This window comes from Flaviflexus ciconiae (assembly GCF_003971195.1).
GTDB classification, from domain to species: Bacteria; Actinomycetota; Actinomycetes; order Actinomycetales; family Actinomycetaceae; genus Flaviflexus; species Flaviflexus ciconiae.
The window spans coordinates 2,125,464-2,141,666 of the sequence record NZ_CP034593.1 but is presented as its reverse complement, the minus strand read 5'-3'; the positions used below and the strand labels follow the sequence as shown (position 1 = coordinate 2,141,666).

Genomic DNA, 16,203 nt, shown 5'->3' with positions numbered 1-16,203 from the left:
GATACGTTAATACCATGACTTCTGCGTCTTTTTTCCACGGCAATCACGTGCATCATGCGCCGGTTCCGCGGAAGCTAAGCGATCGCGCAACCCTCACCTGGGGAATCATTTGGACCGTTGTCGCCGTCGCGACGATTGGTGTCGCCTGGAGTCTCGGTGACATGAGGTGGGACCCGCTGTGGATTGTTGTCACCGTCACCGGCATAGCCCTGTCCGCCACCCTGGGTGGGGCGGTTTCTAGGCTCGATGCGACGCTGATCTTCAACATCTCTCCTGCCAGTCTCATCGTGCTCTACATGGGAACGGACCTGGGAACGGCAATAGCGCTGTGGGGAATTGCCAACGTTGCCGCCCTCTTTGTGCGGGTCCGCCTCATCTGGGACGTGATGGAGTATCTGTGCTACCAGCTTGGCAGTGCCATTGTCGCTCTTTCGGCCGTGGAATGGCTTGCTGGTGAGTACGGGTGGCGCGAGTACTACACGGCGGTAGCGCTCGTCATCTACCTTGTCACCCGATTAATAATCTCGACGGTTCGGTTGAGCGTGGTCACCCCGATTACCGTGCGGCAGGGACTGGCAGCACTCATACCGATTCGTCTGGCCCTGACCATTTTTGGTATTCCGCTCCTTGCCGTGGTCAGTCGCTATCTCCAGGTTTATATTGCGGAGCGAAGCAATGCCTTCGGTCCCTACTGGGCGGGAACATACGTCACGCTCGCCACGGGCCTTATCGCCTTCGTTCTCGCCACGATGTGGACAATTAGGGTTATCAATAACCAACTCACGGGTGTTCACGATGCCGCGATCAGCCTGCCCTGGTCCGAAGATAGGCCGATTTCGGATTCGGCGCTCCAGTACGTGAAAAGGGCACTGCCCAACTACGCGATTGAGTTCCGTGACGAAGCTGGCAGGAACATTAACGAGATTTCATCTCCCATGGCCAACGGTCACCTCATTGCCCGCCGCGGCAATAACCAGGCACCGTTGCTGGAAGCGGATCAGCTGGTTCTCGACTCGATCGCCCATATTGGCGACACGATGGTGACCGTGCGGAGCGATCACGAAAAGTTGTACCGGCAGGCACGCACCGACCCGATTACGAAACTTCCAAACTATCGAGCATTCATGAACGGCCTGGAAGTAACCGCGCAGGAAGCAACACGGGGTTTTGCGGTTGTCTATATCGACCTTGATGGCTTCAAGAAAGTGAATGACCGGTATGGGCACGAGGCCGGCAATATCTTCCTCAAGACGGTCGGTGAGAGGCTCCGCAACCAGTTAGAAGCAGATGAGTTTGTTGCGCGGCTCGGTGGCGATGAGTTCGGCCTCATCCTCCTGCGGCTTAAGGATAAGCAGGCGGGCCACGAACGAATGAAAGTAATCCTCCCCGCGGTCGCAGATCACGTCAAGGTTGGATCTCTGTGGATCCCGGTGAAGCTCTCTTACGGCCTGTCTTTCTCCCTTCCAGGAACCACGGAAGCCCGTCACCTTATTGAAGAAGCAGACTACCGAATGTACGAGGGAAGGAAGGGCCGTAGAAACGGGAATGATCGTTCGGAACTGATGGAAATAGGCGCGATTAGGCAAGTGATTAAGCAGGCGAGCCTGCCATTTGCGTACCAGCCGATCATCGATGCTGAAACGGGAAAGATTGTCAGCCTTGAGGCCCTGATTCGCCCGGGTGTCTCCGAGCTGGCAGGGAGCACAGCCGAACAGATTGCCGAACGTGCACGGTTCGAAGGGCAGCTAACCGAACTCAGTATCTACCTCCTGAGAACATCCCTGGCCGATATGAGGCGGTTCCAGCAGGTCGTTCCCGAACTCAATAGTCTTCACATCAACATCGATGTGGAGCAGATTGCCGATGACGAGTTCATTGGGGCACTCCAGAGCGAATGGGAAGGCGCCGGTATTGAACTCACGCTGGAACTCGTTGAGAACTCGCTTGGCAAACGTTACGACCGGGTGACAACCCGGCTGCAACGCATGATTGAAACGCCCTTCCTCCACGTCGCACTAGACAACTTTGGAACGTCCGGGTGCACCCTCGAATCCGTTATTCACTTCCCCTTCGATACCCTGAAAATTGATCGCTCAATATCCGCCGACCTGGGCACGAACAAGAGCGACACCGTCATCGACATGATTGTTGAGCTCGGCCAAGCAACCGGTGCCGCGGTGATCTTTGAAGGCGTGGAGAACGATGATGTCTACAAGTATTTGCGGGGTAGCGGGGTGCGGTTCATGCAGGGGTACAGGTTCGCCAAGCCACTGTTGGCTGATGAACTTGTTGACAGGTTCGTGAAGCACGGGCTGGATGCCGTGGTTGACGAACCCGTCAGTGAAGCCAGTAAGTGACTGCGGCCAACCGCGGCTCCCCAAAGCCCTATCCGGCCGGCGCCTGATTGCTACTCCTCGTATTCTTCCTCGAGGATCTGTTCAATTTCGTCCTGGCTAAGTGCCCGCCACGGTGAGGATCCGGGATCTGCCTGGCCGGAAGCCGGGTTCTCCCCGACAGTCCACCACTGTGCCTCGTAGGCGACAGTATCGAAGATGACGCGGTCACCCCGGCGGTACTCCACGTCTGGATCCCATGTCGCGTAATGACCCTCGGGAAGCTCAAGCAACGGAAGGGGCGACTCGCCAGGGAGAACGGGGCCAATGAGCTGCCATGGATTATCGGCGGCACTGAGAGCCGGATCGTCGGGTTGGATCGCCGAGTTCCACCACTGCGACACGTAAACGTTCTGCCGCCATACCACCCGTGACTCAGCCGGGTAGGAGGACGTGGCACTCCATATCGGGTACGGACTGGTCTCCGGATCGTCAACGATATCTTCGGGACGCAGGCTATCCGTATCCTCCGCAACTGTGCTTGCCGGTGAACCCGTGAAGCCATTCCCGAGAATCCCTGCGAAGGTCTTGGCGCCCTGGTCGATGCCGCTGCAGGAGTCGGACATGATGTGACCATCGGCGTAGGCATCGGCGCACGTACGGTCCCGGTTCGCTGACCACAGCGACATCCGGCCCAGCCCCACATCGCTAGCAAAATTGCGAAGCACGCGAGCATCATCGAGCGTGAAAATGTCGGAGGCAACATTGTTTTGTCCGATCATTGGGGTTGCCCCAATCTTCCGCCATGCTGTGTGAGTGCCGAGGGGTTGCCCATCGTCGGCGTAGATTGCCATGACCTGTCGGTGGGTGGCTTCCAAGGAATCGATGACCTGCTGGCCCATGTCCTGGGCGGACAGCTCCGAAGAGTAGTTCATCGTCATGGCGTTGACGCCCGCGATATCCACCCCTGCGTGGAGGAACTCCTTCACAACGTCGACGCCGTCGGCGGTCAGACCCTCCGGGCCTACCGGCAGGGTGAGCCATACCGGCGTCCACTCCTCCCCGTACTCCTCTTGAAGGGTGGCGATAGCTTCCGCACGGCGCTCGCGGGAGGCAGTATCGGTGAGGGCCGGACCTTCGATATCCAGATCGAGAGCGGCCGGTTCGTAACGGTCGATAATGGCCCGGTACTGGTCGACGAGATCGTCGGTGTTCTCGCAGGCAAGGGCAAGTTCCGAGTTGGCTTCCCCGCCCAGTGAGATGACGATGGAGCCGCCGCCCTGCTGGAGGCGGGCAATGCGGCGATCAAGATCGAGGGACCGGTGGGCTTCTTCGAGCGAGTAGTAGCCACCCCAGCTTGCCTCGCACGTCGCCTCATCCGCCGCCACGATAAAGCTGAGAATGACATCCTGTTCATGTTCGGAGACAGGTTGCTCAAACGCGTAGGACGGCGATGCTGTGACGTCAACGTAGGTAGCGAACCACGGTTCGCTATCGCTTGCGGTACGGGAATCCTGCCAGGAGTTGAAGCCCGTGATGCCGCCAACCCCGACGGCAACGAGGACGACAATCAGAAAGGCGAGACGAGCGAGGGAGAGCTTGCGCCCGGGAAAACGCTTCGACATGGTCCTACCTCGGGGTGATCCTGCGGCGCAGGTCGTTCTTACGCTTCACGTCTGGGCCCAACCTGCGGTCACCGTCGTAAAGAATCCGTTCCCACTCGACGGGCTCTGAAGCGCCTTTGGCGCGGCGGGCCGCCCGCTCCTCTTCTTCCTTCTTCTTCAGCTGCCGGCGGGAGGGAACGTCCGGGACGTAGAGCCAGTTCACGACACCGAGAACCATGTCGACAAGGGAAGCGCGGATGCCAATGTAGGCGATGATCGCGTACGTACATAGGATCGCGTTCGTTGCGGCAAAGATTGCGTTTCCCCAGTTCTCGGCCTGATAGTCGCGAATAAGGGTGAGGACGGAGAAGCCGACGATGACGTAGGGAATGAAAACATAGATTCCAGGGGCGGCAGTGCGGTCCTGCACCTTCGGAGTACGCGCGAACGGGATCTTCGTGTTTGTCAGTGCCTGCTGGATTGATTTCACGACACCGGCGATGTTGACCGCGAGAAGCACCAGGTTGAAGCCGTAGATCCGGAAAATGTCGGTACGTCGGTGCCCGGAATACTTCAGGTCGGACGCCATGCACAGGAAGTAGGGTGCGGCGGCAAGGATCACCCAGGGGCTGAGCAACCTGCTGTCGTACGGGTAGCCCAGGAGGAACACGAGACCGGCGCTGGCCCACGCGATCGATGCCATGTAGTTGATGCGGAGCCAGATCTCTCGGTGCAGGACCCGGTCGCGCCGGTATCGGCGTTCGCGCAACTGCCGTGCAAACTTGGGGAGGATGAGAAGGCCGCCGTTGGCCCAGCGCCTGCGCTGAACGATAAGGGAACCGAAATCGGGTGGCGTCGCCGAGTAGCTGAGCCGCTCCGGATAGTTCAACAGAGTCCACCCGTGAGTGCCGAGGTCAATACTTGACTCGGTGTCCTCAATAACCGTGCGGTCCTGAACATAGGTGCGGATCTCGAAGCCACCCACGGTCTGCTTCTCGACAATGTCCTCGAGAGCATCCCGTCGGATCACCGCATTCGCACCCACCCAGAACGTGGCGTTGTAGTAGCTCATGCCCTGGTGAAGGTTGTGTTGCAAATCTGTTGTCGCCCCCGCCATGCGCTCAATGCGGGACGGCGCGCCACGGTACGAAGAGTACGGGGTTTGGATAACGGCAATGCGTTCGTTGCCGGGCTCCTCCAGGACGTGAACGAGACGCACGCAGTAGTCCCGGAGCAGCATGGAGTCGGCGTCGAGCGTCAGCAGGTACTTGGTCCACGGAATATCAAGATCGCATTCTGAGTGGGCACCGACCTCGGTAAGGACCTGACCGCTAGGTGTTTTCTCAATCCGCCACCGTTTTCCCATGATCCCGATATAGGAGTTGAGGTTCATTGCCTTGTTCGCCTCGTGCGAGAGGGAATCGTAGGCCTTCCGTTCGAATACCATGATTTCGGCCGAGAAGATCCGCACCAGGCGGTTGTGCAACTGAAGGAGCCTGGTCGGAGTGGGAGACTGCTGTTGATCCAGCGCACCATCCAGCGCGATTTTCGTGAGCTTCAGGTCGCCAGCGAGCCCGCGTAGGACCCGCTCAACAAAGAACGCATCGGTGTGGTCAACAAGCGGATGCTCACACGCCATGGTTTCCAGCCATTCGGAGGCGTAGCCGTAGTCCGCGGCAACCAGGGACAGAATGTCGCGAGGTGCGGTCTCGGCACCCTCGAGTTCGTCGTGAACGACGGCGGAAGTGTGTTCGAGCCGGCTCCGGGGCTCGTCCAGTGCGGCTGCGATCCGTGCCGGCAGGTCCCTGGCCGCGTTGAGCTGGGCAATATCGTCAGGGTTTGTGGGATTCGGTGGGTCGTCAATGAGTAAAACAATCCGCTTGCTTGGGAACTCCTGGAGCGCAGCCGACCATACAGTCTTGGCAATAACGTCTAGTTCCTCCTTGTAGGAAGGAATGAGGACCGTGATGTCGTGGCCGTCGGCCCCGTCGTAATGTTGGTCCAGGGGGCCGCGTGGTGTCCGGATGTGGTCCCGAAAGCGATAGAGGGCGCCCTGCCGTGCGAGGAGATACATCAGCGCCGAGAAGGTCAGTGCGGTGACAACAGCAACGTAGGAGACCGCTTCGAGAACGTAACGGAGCGACCCGGGATCGCCCTCGATAAACTCCCTCATAATCGTCGTGATGACGTACATGAACCAGGCAAAAATGGTGACGATAATGGCGATTCGCCCGACAACAATCTTCCGCAGGGATGGGACCGGATGCTTGATCGACATGGGCGCCGTCGCACGTTCGGCGCCCCATTGCCGTTTCGGATTTTTTGCTGTCTTGTCGGCCATAACTCCACCTGACTAAGTGCCCTGCACGAAAGAAGAGGGTCCGTTCACCAGCGGTGACCAAGAAAACCGCAGGGAAGCCAACGATAAGATAACACAGTAAACGCCAGAAGAAGAGGGTTATTTTTACCACATGCAACTAATTGTAAAAACTTCTGACAGCGGGAAAGATGAGGAGTAATCTGCTCTCCTGCTTCCACCAACAGGCTCATCTTGCTTGACCGGAACGTTCTCTTGACCCACTGCAATAATGAGGGCCTTTTGGCATGAATAAGCGCGCCATGAGATTGCTGGTCACCGATTGTCGCATTTCTGCAGGCCCCGGGAGTTGTCGTGGAAATGAGTGGAGGCCCCTTCGCAAGAAGAGGCCTCCGGATGGTTGTATGAATTAGGAACGCTCGTTGCGCGGGATCCAGGTGTTCTCGACGTCGCCCGTGTAGATCTGGCGGGGACGGTAGATACGGGACTTGGGATCCTCGTGGACTTCCTTCCAGTTCGCAATCCAGCCGGGCATGCGGCCGATGGCAAACATAACGGTAAACATGTCCAGCGGGATGCCGATGGCGCGCAGGATGATGCCGGAGTAGAAGTCGACGTTCGGGTAGAGCTTGCGCTCCACGAAGTAGTCGTCCTTGAGAGCAACCTCTTCGAGCTTGAGAGCAACATCGAGAAGCGGGTCGTCGATGTTCATTTTCTCGAGCATGTCGAAGGCGGCACCCTTGAGGATCGTGGCTCGGGGGTCGAAGTTCTTGTAGACGCGGTGACCGAAGCCCATGAGCTTACGGCCGGTCTCCTTGTCCTTGACCTCGTCCATGAAGACAGCCGGGTCGAGACCCTCGTCGTAGATTTTCTGGAGCATCTCGATCACGGCAACGTTTGCGCCGCCGTGTAGCGGGCCCCAGAGGGCGGAGATGCCGGCGGAAGCAGAAGCGAACATGTTTGCCTTCGAGGACGCAACCATGCGGACCGTGGAGGTTGAGCAGTTCTGCTCGTGGTCTGCGTGGAGCACCAGGAACATGTTGAGCGCACGAACCACCTCGGGGGTGGGCTCGTAGTCGTGGTAGGGAGTGGAGAACATCATGTGGAGGAAGTTCTCGACGTACTTGAGGTCGGGGCGCGGGTAAACGATCGGTTCGCCAATGGTTGTCTTGTGCGACGCGGCGGCAATCGTGCGGACCTTCGACATGAGAGTGGCGGCAGCGTTAAAGACGTCGCTCTCATCGGCCGGGTGCATGACGTGCGGGTCGTATGCGGTCAGCGAGTTCACCATGGCGGAGAGCACCGCCATCGGCTGGCCGTTGGAGCCGTAGCCGTCGAAGTGCTTCATCATCGACTGGTGCAAGGGAGCATTGTCGGCGAGTGCTTGGGCGAAGTTGTCACGCTCGTCCTGCTTGGGCAACTTGCCGAAGATCACGAGATAGGCGGCTTCGATGAAGCTGGAATTCTCGGCGATCTGCTCGATCGGGTATCCGCGATAGCGGAGGATGCCCTGCTCGCCATCGATAAAGGTAACGTCCGACTGGCAGGAACCGGTGTTTCCGTAGCCGTCGTCGAGGGTGATGTGCCCGGTGGTGGATCGCAGGGAGCTGATGTCAATGCCCTTTTCGCCCATCGATCCGGTAATGACTGGAAGGTCGTATTCCTTGCCGTCGAGAATGAGCTTTGCAGTCTCGCTCATGAACTCTCCTTATAAATTGTTCCTGCTGTACCGCCAGTGGTTACGCAGGCGCGGATGATCGTAGTTGTGGAATCTCCACGATCAGAATAGCAAGTGTGCCTCGGCTCACCCACATCCCTGAGGTAACGTTTCACTTACGGTACCAACCACGGAGGAAAAATGACCTGGACCGAGATCCTATGCATCCTTCTCGTGCCGACCGGTTTCGGCCTGTTTGCTATCGGATATTTTCAGCGTAACGGAAAGGTCCCGAGAAACTCGATCTTCGGGACGAAGACTAGGGCAACAACAGCATCCCACCGCGCCTGGATTGCCGGTAATCTTGCGGCCTCTCCCTACTCCTACATGCAAGGAACCCTCTGCATTGTCGGCGGGCTCATCGGATTTGTTCTTTACTCGCCGGACTCTCCATTTGCCATGTTTACCATCGGCGCAGTCGTCATACTCATTCTCGTTATTGCCGGCTTTCAGGTGGCCCGTGCCACCTCCGCAGCAGAACACGCCGACGGCAAAAACACGCCGTAAGAATGTGATGTAAACAACGTAAATCCTGGCAGGGTTGCCAACTTATCCACAGCTGTGGATAAAGGCTGGGGAAACTTGTCCACACGCCTGTGGATAAGGGCTGTGGATGAAGAATGGATCAATTTCTGTCCGGGCTGAGCGCGAGAATTCAAGGGAGCGAACTGACGGAGGCTTTGCTCTCAGTGGAAATAATGAACAGTTCCGGAATGGTCGCGGTGGAGTTATCCACCGCCCGTTCCCAGGGATCCACAGGGTTTCCACCGATGCGTCCACAAAATCGTCCGGAAGTTTCCCACAAAACACACCATCTAGTGGTGCTGGAAAGAATCGGCACAAGGTGTAGTGTCGAAGTTCGAAGCGCGTTACGGCGCCGAATCGATCTTTGACCGGGTCGATGCCGGGACGCTCTGAAACAACGAATTACCGGGAAAAGGGGAGAGCACCATGACCATCACCGTCTACACGAAGCCAGCCTGCGTGCAGTGCAATGCGACCACGCGAGCTCTGAATAAGGCTGGTCTGGCCTACGACACCGTTGACCTTACGGAGGACGCGGAGGCGCTCGAGGCGGTCAAGGCCCTGGGTTACCAGCAGGCCCCCGTGGTGATGGCAGGAGGCGACCATTGGGCAGGCTTCCGTCCCGACAAGATCAAGGCGCTCGTAGCTGCCAATGTTGACGCAGCGGTAACGGCCTAACCAAACCAGGACGCAGCGGGCGGCTTTGCCGTCCGCTCTCCGCGGTATCGAGGGGAGGAAGCAGTGGCAAAGATCGTCTATTTCTCATCGGTCACCAACAACACCGCCCGCTTCGTCAAGAAGTTGGGGATGGAGGCGGAGCGGATCCCGCTTCGTCGGACAGATCCGGACCTCATCGTCGATGACGAGTACGTCCTGATTGTGCCGACGTACGGTGGCGGTAATAACCGCGGCGCCGTCCCCAAGCAGGTCATCAAGTTTCTTAACAACGAGCACAACCGAAGCCTTATCAGAGGAGTGGTGTCCGCGGGGAACACCAACTTCGGGAAGGCATACTGCCTAGCCGGGGAAATCATCTCGGCTAAGTGCAAGGTCCCCCACATGTACAAGTTCGAACTCCTCGGCACGACTGATGACGTTGCCAAGGTGAAGCAAGGATTGGAAGAGTTTTGGGAACAACTCTCACAGATACGGGCCTAGAGACGCTCTCGCCGAAGGTCGATTACCATTCGCTCAACGCGCAGCTCAACCTTTACGACGCTGACGGCAACATTCAGTTTGATGCTGACCGTCAGGCAGCGCGACAGTATTTCCTCCAGCACGTCAACCAGAACACGGTGTTCTTCCATTCGCTGAAGGAAAAGCTCGACTATCTCGTCGAAGAGGGTTACTACGAGAAGGATGTGCTTGATCAGTACAACTTCGAGTTCGTTAAGTCCGCTTTCAAGCGCGCCTACGCGGCGAAGTTCCGCTTCTCAACCTTCCTCGGCGCATACAAGTACTACACCTCGTACACCCTGAAGACCTTCGACGGTAAGCGTTACCTCGAGCGCTTCGAGGACCGCGTCGTCATGGTTGCGCTTCTCCTCGCGCGTGGCAAGGAAGGGGCCGTCTACTCGATCATCGACGAGATCGTCTCGGGCCGCTTCCAGCCGGCCACCCCGACCTTCCTCAATGCCGGTAAGGCGCAGCGCGGCGAGCTGGTCTCCTGCTTCCTCCTGCGCATCGAGGACAACATGGAGTCGATCTCCCGCGCGATCAACTCCTCGCTTCAGCTGTCCAAGCGTGGCGGCGGCGTGGCACTCAATCTCACGAACCTCCGTGAGCAGGGCGCCCCGATCAAGAAGATCCAGAACCAGTCCTCGGGCGTTATCCCGGTTATGAAGCTGCTGGAAGACTCCTTCTCCTACGCGAACCAGCTCGGTGCGCGCCAGGGTGCAGGCGCTGTCTACCTCAACGCCCACCATCCCGACATCATGCGTTTCCTCGACACGAAGCGCGAGAACGCCGATGAGAAGATCAGGATCAAGACCCTGTCGCTCGGCGTTGTCATTCCCGACATCACCTTTGAGCTCGCCAAGCGAAACGAGTCGATGTACCTGTTCTCCCCGTACGACGTGGAGCGCATTTACGGCAAGCCGTTCTCCGACATCTCCGTCACGGAGAAGTACGAGGAAATGGTTAACGACGGACGCATCCGCAAGACGAAGATCAACGCCCGCCAGTTCTTCCAGACGATCGCCGAGATTCAGTTCGAGTCTGGCTACCCCTACATTGTCTTCGAAGACACGGTGAACAAGGCGAACCCGATTGACGGACGCATCTCCATGTCGAACCTCTGCTCGGAGATTCTCCAGGTTTCCGAGCCCTCAACCTACAACGCTGATCTCTCCTACGACGAGATCGGCAAGGATATTTCCTGCAACCTCGGCTCGCTCAACATCGCGAAGACCATGGACTCCCCGGACTTTGGCAAGACCATCGGCACTGCGATCCGTGCACTGACCGCGGTTTCCGAGACGTCGGATATTCGCTCGGTTCCGTCGATCGAGAAGGGTAACCGCCTGTCCCGCGCGATCGGCCTCGGCCAGATGAACCTCCACGGCTACCTGGGCCGTGAGCGGATCCACTACGGTTCGGAAGAAGCCCTCGACTTCACGAACATGTACTTCTACACGGTGCTGTTCCACGCGCTCACGGAGTCGAACAAGCTCGCAATCGAGAACGGTGAAGCGTTCTACAACTTCGAGAAGTCGGACTACGCTTCGGGCAAGTTCTTCGACAAGTACATCGAAAAGGAATGGGTGCCGGAAACCGACCGGGTCAAGGAGCTTTTCAGTAATATCCACATCCCCACGCAGGAGGATTGGAAGGCTCTGAAGGCCTCCGTCATGGAGCACGGTATCTACAACCAGAACCTCCAGGCGGTTCCCCCGACCGGTTCGATCTCCTACATCAACCACTCGACCTCGTCGATCCACCCGATCGTCTCCAAGATCGAGATCCGCAAGGAAGGGAAGATCGGCCGCGTCTACTACCCGGCTCCGTACATGACGAACGACAACCTTGAGTACTACAAGGACGCGTACGAGATCGGACCCGAGAAGATCATCGACACCTACGCGGTCGCCACGCAACACGTCGACCAGGGCCTGTCGCTGACCCTGTTCTACCCGGACACCGTAACCACCCGTGACGTTAACAAGAACTACATCTACGCATGGAGGAAGGGCATCAAGACCCTCTACTACATGCGAATCCGCCAGGCTGCCCTCGAGGGCACCGAGGTTGAGGGCTGCGTCTCCTGCATGCTCTAGACCGGTAATCGGATAGATAGCCAAAGCAAGGCTCGGGGCCCGTCCGTAACGGATTGGGCCCCGAGCCTTGCTCTACGAGAAATACTTGGACTGCTAGTCAGTTGCGATGTCGGCAACGATGGCACCAAGAAGCTCAACGGCATCCGTTGGCGTCACCTCAACCTTGAGCTCGCGACTACCGCCCGAGATGGCAATGGTGGCATGAGCGAAAGCGCCCTTGTCGATCACAATCGGCATGGGAGTCTTGAGGCCAAACGGGGAAATGCCGCCAATCACGGAACCCGAGAACTCTTCGGCCTGGTCAGGGGGAACCATTGTTGCTTTCTTCTTATCGATGGCATTCGCAAGGTTCTTGAGAGAGATCTTCCTCGTGACCGGGATCAGTCCCATGACCAGGGTTCCCTGGGCAGAAGCCATGAGGGACTTGTAGACGCGTTCCCCCGGCATTCCCATTTGTTCGGCGAAGTAGGTGCCGATATCAATGGAGGAGAAGTCGACCCCGTCGACCTCAGTTTCGTACTGGCGGAACGGCTTTCCGGATGCTTGCAGGAACGAGATCGCTGATGTGGTCATGCAACAATGGTCCACGCAACCAGATGCAATGTCGAGCGCAAAGGCGGAAATGGAATCGCACAGGGAATCGTTCAATGTCCGCAGAATGCTGGACGGAGAGCTCTATATCTTCGATGAACACAATGAAGCGCTCCAGCGAAAAGCCCAGGATCTGGTCCGGGAATTCAATGCCTGTGCAGACCCGGGGCGGAGCGACGAGATCCTCACAGAGCTCCTTGGGAGCCGTGGAGAGTCGTGCACGATGATGCCGACAATTGGCTTCGATTACGGCTGGAACACGTTTGCGGGTGAGAACTTCTATGCCAACATGGGGCTCATCGTTCTTGACGTTGTCCCTGTGACCATTGGGGACAACTGCTTCTTCGGACCGCGAGTCACGCTGGCGACCGCCAGTCACCCCATTGCCCCCGGCCCGCGTGCCGAAGGTTTGGAATTCGGGAAGTCGATAACGATCGGCAACAACGTTTGGCTTGGCGCCCACGTTGTCGTCAACCCGGGTGTCACGATCGGCGACAACGCGGTCATCGGCTCCTCCTCCGTGGTCACGAAGGACATTCCCGCGGGCGTGGTTGCGGCCGGTAACCCCTGCCGGGTTATTCGGAGGATTGAGCCCGCTGAGGTCAAAGCCTGGGAGGAGAAAGTTGAGGATTACCGGAAGGCTCGGGGATGATCCGAGCGGCCTTCTGTGAGACGCGGTATAGAAGCCATTCGAGCGGGCCCCTGCCGATGAAGAACTTCCACAGACTGCATACGATCATTGTTGTCAGCAGGTGCCAGAGTAGCGGCGCCATTGACTCTGGGAACACGAGAGCCGGGATGGCCCAGACGGCAACGATGTGGGTGGAGTAGGCGGTCAGCGACATGGCACCAACCGCGCCAATTGGGTAGAGCAGCGTCCCGAGGAACGGGCCGCCGAGTAGAAGGATTCCGATGATGGCGATGGCGGTCCCTCCCGAACCAATGGCCTCGAGGATCGTTCCCGAATGAGGTTCGGCATGGAGGTAGTCGGTGACTGGCGGGAACGTGACGTCGGGATACCAGTCGGGCCCCATGCCATCTGTTTGCCAGCCATCGGTCCAGGCCCCCGTATAGCCGCCGTCGTCAATGTACTTCCAAGACTCTTCCGTGCTGTCGGACAGCAGGAAGGCCGTGCCATATCCGACGATCGCAAGCGACAGCCCGATCGGAGTGAGCGTCATCGGTACAGAACGTCGCGTGATGTCGAGACGCCCGATCCCAAGCCCGGCAAGGACAAAACCCATATAGATAACACCGACATATGTTCCGGTCAGCATCGTGTCGAGAATGAAATCCGACGCATCGCCCATGGTGTCCATACCGGCCTTTTGGAAGAAGACCGGTAGGTAGATGGCGATAAGCGGGCCGATCACCCAACTGAGTCCCGCGGCGATAAAGAGTCGGCTCGGCCGCCACCGCAGGAATGGGATCGCGAGAATAAACCACACCGCATAGTAGGCGAGGATCAGGGCCACGATGTCGTTCATGAGGGCGAGGACGCCCGAGATGACGAGAAGGAGTGCGGCCCTTGTGAAGATCCGGATCTTTGCCTGGAGGAACTCCACGCCCGTGTACGGGACGTTCCTGCCCGTGATGATGGCGAGTGAGACCCCAGCAAGCATGGCAAAGAGAATGGATGACCGACCATCCGGTACCGCCATGAGCCAGCCCATGATGCCCTCGCGTTCGGGGCCGATGTGGGCGGCGATCATGCCGAGGACAGCGAGGCCCCGAGCAATGTCGAAAGCGGCGATGCGGCCAGAGTACCGAAGTGAGGGATGTTGGGTCACGCATCAACCTTAGGTGGGGAAGGCTCCCAATGATGTTTGGAAGTTAAGCGGTGGACGAAGAGTAGCGGGGACTGCTCCCCGAGCGGCCACCTCAGGGGTTTCCCCGATCTTTCCCCCAAGCCCTGCCCGTACAGTATTGCTGTGCCGTCAGTGGCGCCTACAGTATTGGCGTATCGGCGAAAGGCCAAGAATGATTACGATAGAAAACCTCACGAAGAGGTACGGGAAGAAAACGGCGACAGACCACCTGTCGTTCACGGTCCCTTCCGGCCAAGTCACCGGATTCCTCGGGCCCAACGGTTCCGGAAAGTCCACAACTATGCGATGCATTGTTGGACTCGACAACCCAACCGAAGGACACGCGCTTATCAAGGGTGTTCCGTACTCTCAGCTACGCAGTCCCATGACGGCGGTGGGTGCATTGCTTGATGCGAAAGCGTTCCACCCCGCCCGTACAGCGCGCCAGCACCTCAACGTCGTGGCAGCCACCCACGGATTCGGTAAGAAGCGAGTTGACGAGCTTCTTGAGATGACAGGAATCGCTGAGGTCGCAAACAAGAAGGTTAAGGGCTTTTCCCTCGGTATGGGCCAGCGCCTCGGCATTGCCACCGCACTGCTTGGCAGCCCCGAATACCTGCTCCTTGATGAACCGGTTAACGGGCTTGACCCGGACGGTGTGCGCTGGGTCCGTGATCTCGTGAAGAACCATGCCCAGATCGGTGGCACGGTTCTCATCTCCTCTCACCTCATGTCGGAGATGGCGATGACGGCAACGAACCTTGTTGTTATCGGCAACGGCCGCCTCATCGCATCCGGTCCGATCAAGCAGTTCACGGAATCCGCCGGTCATTCCACCGTTCGCGTCGCGGGGCCCGATCTTGCAGCTATCGGTGAGTCCCTGGCACAAATGCAGCCGCGTCACGACCGCATTGACGATCGCGACGTTCTCCTCGTCTCCGGTGTTCCCGCCTCCCAGGTGGGCCACGCCCTGCACCAGGCGGGGCTCGAAATCCACGAACTCACCACAATCCACTCCTCTCTTGAGGACGTGTTTATGGAACTTACCGGTGAATCGGTCGAGTTCCGGGCAGGAGGAAACCGATGAGCGTCATCATGGATCCCCAGACCTACCGTCCCACCTTTGGCAGGCTTCTCAAGTCCGAGTTCCGCAAGTTCACGAGCCTGCGGTCTACGTGGATCATCACCATCGTGGCGGCGGTCTTGTACCTCCTGATCGCATTCATGGTTGCCCAGTCCATGAAGTCGTACAGCGAATACATGAGCTTCGAAGAAGCCGAACTGCTCGGCAGCTCCTACATGGTGACTGGCGTTTTCCAGTTCATGCTGCTGTTCGGAATCTCGTTTGGCACGATCGTCATGACCAATGAGTACTCCCACAACACGATCCAAACGTCCCTCCTAGCATCGCGCTCGCGGATGGCGTTCTACGCCTCAAAGCTCGTGGTTCTTGCGCTCTTCTGGGGTGCGGTTGTCATCGTGACCATGGTGCTCTCCACCCTTCTCATTCAGGCGACGATTGGCAGTATGGGCGTGTCATTGCCAATGGGTGATCTCGCCTTCTGGCTGTCAATCTTCTGCTGCGTCCTGGTGCTCATCATGGGAGCGCTCATGTCCGCAGGAGTCGGTGCCCTGCTCCGGTCGACGGTCGGAACGATTACCTTGATGTTCGGTCTCGTGCTGATCCTGCCTGTCCTTGAGATCATTCCGCTCGACTTCATTGATGACCTTCGTCCGTACTTCCCGATCAACGTCATGACGGCAGCGGTGGTACCGAGGGAAGAAGGCATCCTGTCAACCTTCGTTGTTTCAGAGAACTCTCTCGACGCGAATGTTGCGCTACTGGTTCTCGCGATCTACACGGCGCTCTTCATTGCCGCCGGTGCTCTATCCCTCAAGAAGAGAGATGCATAGCTAGTCAGTAGCCCACGTGAGACGACATGTCTGGGGCAACGAACACTGGATCTGTAGCTAGAGAGAGGCCCTCCGCACGCTTATCTGCGCGGAGGGCCTCTCGTTTCCTTGACGATTTC

At 58.1% G+C, this 16,203-nt stretch carries 13 protein-coding genes; 8 read left to right on the top strand and 5 right to left on the bottom strand.

Annotated features, from left to right (window positions below; translation table 11 throughout):
* Positions 1–14: 14 nt before the first annotated feature.
* Positions 15–2,357: an EAL domain-containing protein gene (locus tag EJ997_RS09335; protein ID WP_126704311.1), complete on the top strand. Its 2,343-nt coding sequence runs from the start codon at positions 15–17 to the stop codon at positions 2,355–2,357.
* Between the two features lie 50 nt (positions 2,358–2,407).
* Here the strand turns inward: EJ997_RS09335 and EJ997_RS09330 are convergent, their stop codons facing one another.
* The 3 genes from EJ997_RS09330 to EJ997_RS09320 form a co-directional block, all read right to left on the bottom strand.
* On the bottom strand, positions 2,408–3,958 hold the full coding sequence (locus EJ997_RS09330; RefSeq protein ID WP_126704310.1) for a chitinase: 1,551 nt from the start codon (positions 3,956–3,958) through the stop codon (positions 2,408–2,410).
* Positions 3,959–3,962: 4 nt separating this feature from the next.
* Positions 3,963–6,278: a glycosyltransferase family 2 protein gene (locus EJ997_RS09325; protein WP_126704309.1), complete on the bottom strand. Its 2,316-nt coding sequence runs from the start codon at positions 6,276–6,278 to the stop codon at positions 3,963–3,965.
* A gap of 385 nt (positions 6,279–6,663) precedes the next feature.
* Entirely contained in the window at positions 6,664–7,953 is a 1,290-nt protein-coding gene (locus EJ997_RS09320; protein WP_126704308.1) for a citrate synthase, read from the bottom strand.
* A 159-nt stretch (positions 7,954–8,112) separates the two neighbouring features.
* Between EJ997_RS09320 and EJ997_RS09315 the strand changes: the two genes are divergently transcribed.
* From EJ997_RS09315 to nrdE, 4 genes are all read left to right on the top strand, one after another.
* Positions 8,113–8,478 (top strand): SdpI family protein, encoded by a 366-nt coding sequence (locus EJ997_RS09315; RefSeq protein ID WP_126704307.1) that lies wholly within the window; start codon positions 8,113–8,115, stop codon positions 8,476–8,478.
* Between the two features lie 444 nt (positions 8,479–8,922).
* On the top strand, positions 8,923–9,174 hold the full coding sequence (gene nrdH / locus EJ997_RS09310) for a glutaredoxin-like protein NrdH (RefSeq protein ID WP_126704306.1): 252 nt from the start codon (positions 8,923–8,925) through the stop codon (positions 9,172–9,174).
* Positions 9,175–9,237: 63 nt separating this feature from the next.
* A complete protein-coding gene (gene nrdI, locus EJ997_RS09305; RefSeq protein ID WP_126704305.1) occupies positions 9,238–9,654 on the top strand; it encodes a class Ib ribonucleoside-diphosphate reductase assembly flavoprotein NrdI in 417 nt (138 codons plus the stop codon).
* A complete protein-coding gene (nrdE, locus tag EJ997_RS09300) occupies positions 9,624–11,771 on the top strand; it encodes a class 1b ribonucleoside-diphosphate reductase subunit alpha (RefSeq protein ID WP_126704304.1) in 2,148 nt (715 codons plus the stop codon). The genes nrdI and nrdE overlap by 31 nt, the downstream gene beginning before the upstream one ends.
* A 93-nt stretch (positions 11,772–11,864) precedes the next feature.
* On the opposite strand, the gene EJ997_RS09295 is transcribed toward nrdE, so the two are convergent.
* Entirely contained in the window at positions 11,865–12,344 is a 480-nt protein-coding gene (locus EJ997_RS09295; RefSeq protein WP_126704303.1) for an aminoacyl-tRNA deacylase, read from the bottom strand.
* Between the two features lie 28 nt (positions 12,345–12,372).
* Here EJ997_RS09295 and EJ997_RS09290 point away from each other — a divergent pair, with 28 nt between their 5' ends.
* A complete protein-coding gene (locus EJ997_RS09290) occupies positions 12,373–13,014 on the top strand; it encodes a sugar O-acetyltransferase (RefSeq protein WP_228201458.1) in 642 nt (213 codons plus the stop codon).
* Here EJ997_RS09290 and EJ997_RS09285 read toward each other — a convergent pair.
* The gene (locus EJ997_RS09285; protein ID WP_126704302.1) at positions 12,965–14,152 is read right to left on the bottom strand and encodes a heparan-alpha-glucosaminide N-acetyltransferase domain-containing protein; all 1,188 of its coding nucleotides are present in this window, start codon (positions 14,150–14,152) and stop codon (positions 12,965–12,967) included. The two genes, EJ997_RS09290 and EJ997_RS09285, sit on opposite strands and share 50 nt — an antisense overlap.
* Positions 14,153–14,342: 190 nt before the next feature.
* On the opposite strand from EJ997_RS09285, the gene EJ997_RS09280 reads away from it, so the two are divergent.
* The gene (locus EJ997_RS09280; protein ID WP_126704301.1) at positions 14,343–15,257 is read left to right on the top strand and encodes an ABC transporter ATP-binding protein; all 915 of its coding nucleotides are present in this window, start codon (positions 14,343–14,345) and stop codon (positions 15,255–15,257) included.
* On the top strand, positions 15,254–16,084 hold the full coding sequence (locus EJ997_RS09275; protein ID WP_126704300.1) for an ABC transporter permease subunit: 831 nt from the start codon (positions 15,254–15,256) through the stop codon (positions 16,082–16,084). The genes EJ997_RS09280 and EJ997_RS09275 overlap by 4 nt, the downstream gene beginning before the upstream one ends.
* The last annotated feature ends 119 nt before the right edge of the window (positions 16,085–16,203 follow it).

What these genes read in the sequence shown, in the direction of transcription:
- EJ997_RS09335 (WP_126704311.1), top strand. Translation starts at nt 15, where the DNA reads ATGACTTCTGCGTCTTTTTTCCACGGCAATCACGTGCATCATGCGCCG.
- EJ997_RS09330 (WP_126704310.1), bottom strand. Translation starts at nt 3,958, where the DNA reads ATGTCGAAGCGTTTTCCCGGGCGCAAGCTCTCCCTCGCTCGTCTCGCC.
- EJ997_RS09325 (WP_126704309.1), bottom strand. Translation starts at nt 6,278, where the DNA reads ATGGCCGACAAGACAGCAAAAAATCCGAAACGGCAATGGGGCGCCGAA.
- EJ997_RS09320 (WP_126704308.1), bottom strand. Translation starts at nt 7,953, where the DNA reads ATGAGCGAGACTGCAAAGCTCATTCTCGACGGCAAGGAATACGACCTT.
- EJ997_RS09315 (WP_126704307.1), top strand. Translation starts at nt 8,113, where the DNA reads ATGACCTGGACCGAGATCCTATGCATCCTTCTCGTGCCGACCGGTTTC.
- nrdH (WP_126704306.1), top strand. Translation starts at nt 8,923, where the DNA reads ATGACCATCACCGTCTACACGAAGCCAGCCTGCGTGCAGTGCAATGCG.
- EJ997_RS09295 (WP_126704303.1), bottom strand. Translation starts at nt 12,344, where the DNA reads ATGACCACATCAGCGATCTCGTTCCTGCAAGCATCCGGAAAGCCGTTC.
- EJ997_RS09290 (WP_228201458.1), top strand. Translation starts at nt 12,373, where the DNA reads ATGTCGAGCGCAAAGGCGGAAATGGAATCGCACAGGGAATCGTTCAAT.
- EJ997_RS09280 (WP_126704301.1), top strand. Translation starts at nt 14,343, where the DNA reads ATGATTACGATAGAAAACCTCACGAAGAGGTACGGGAAGAAAACGGCG.
- EJ997_RS09275 (WP_126704300.1), top strand. Translation starts at nt 15,254, where the DNA reads ATGAGCGTCATCATGGATCCCCAGACCTACCGTCCCACCTTTGGCAGG.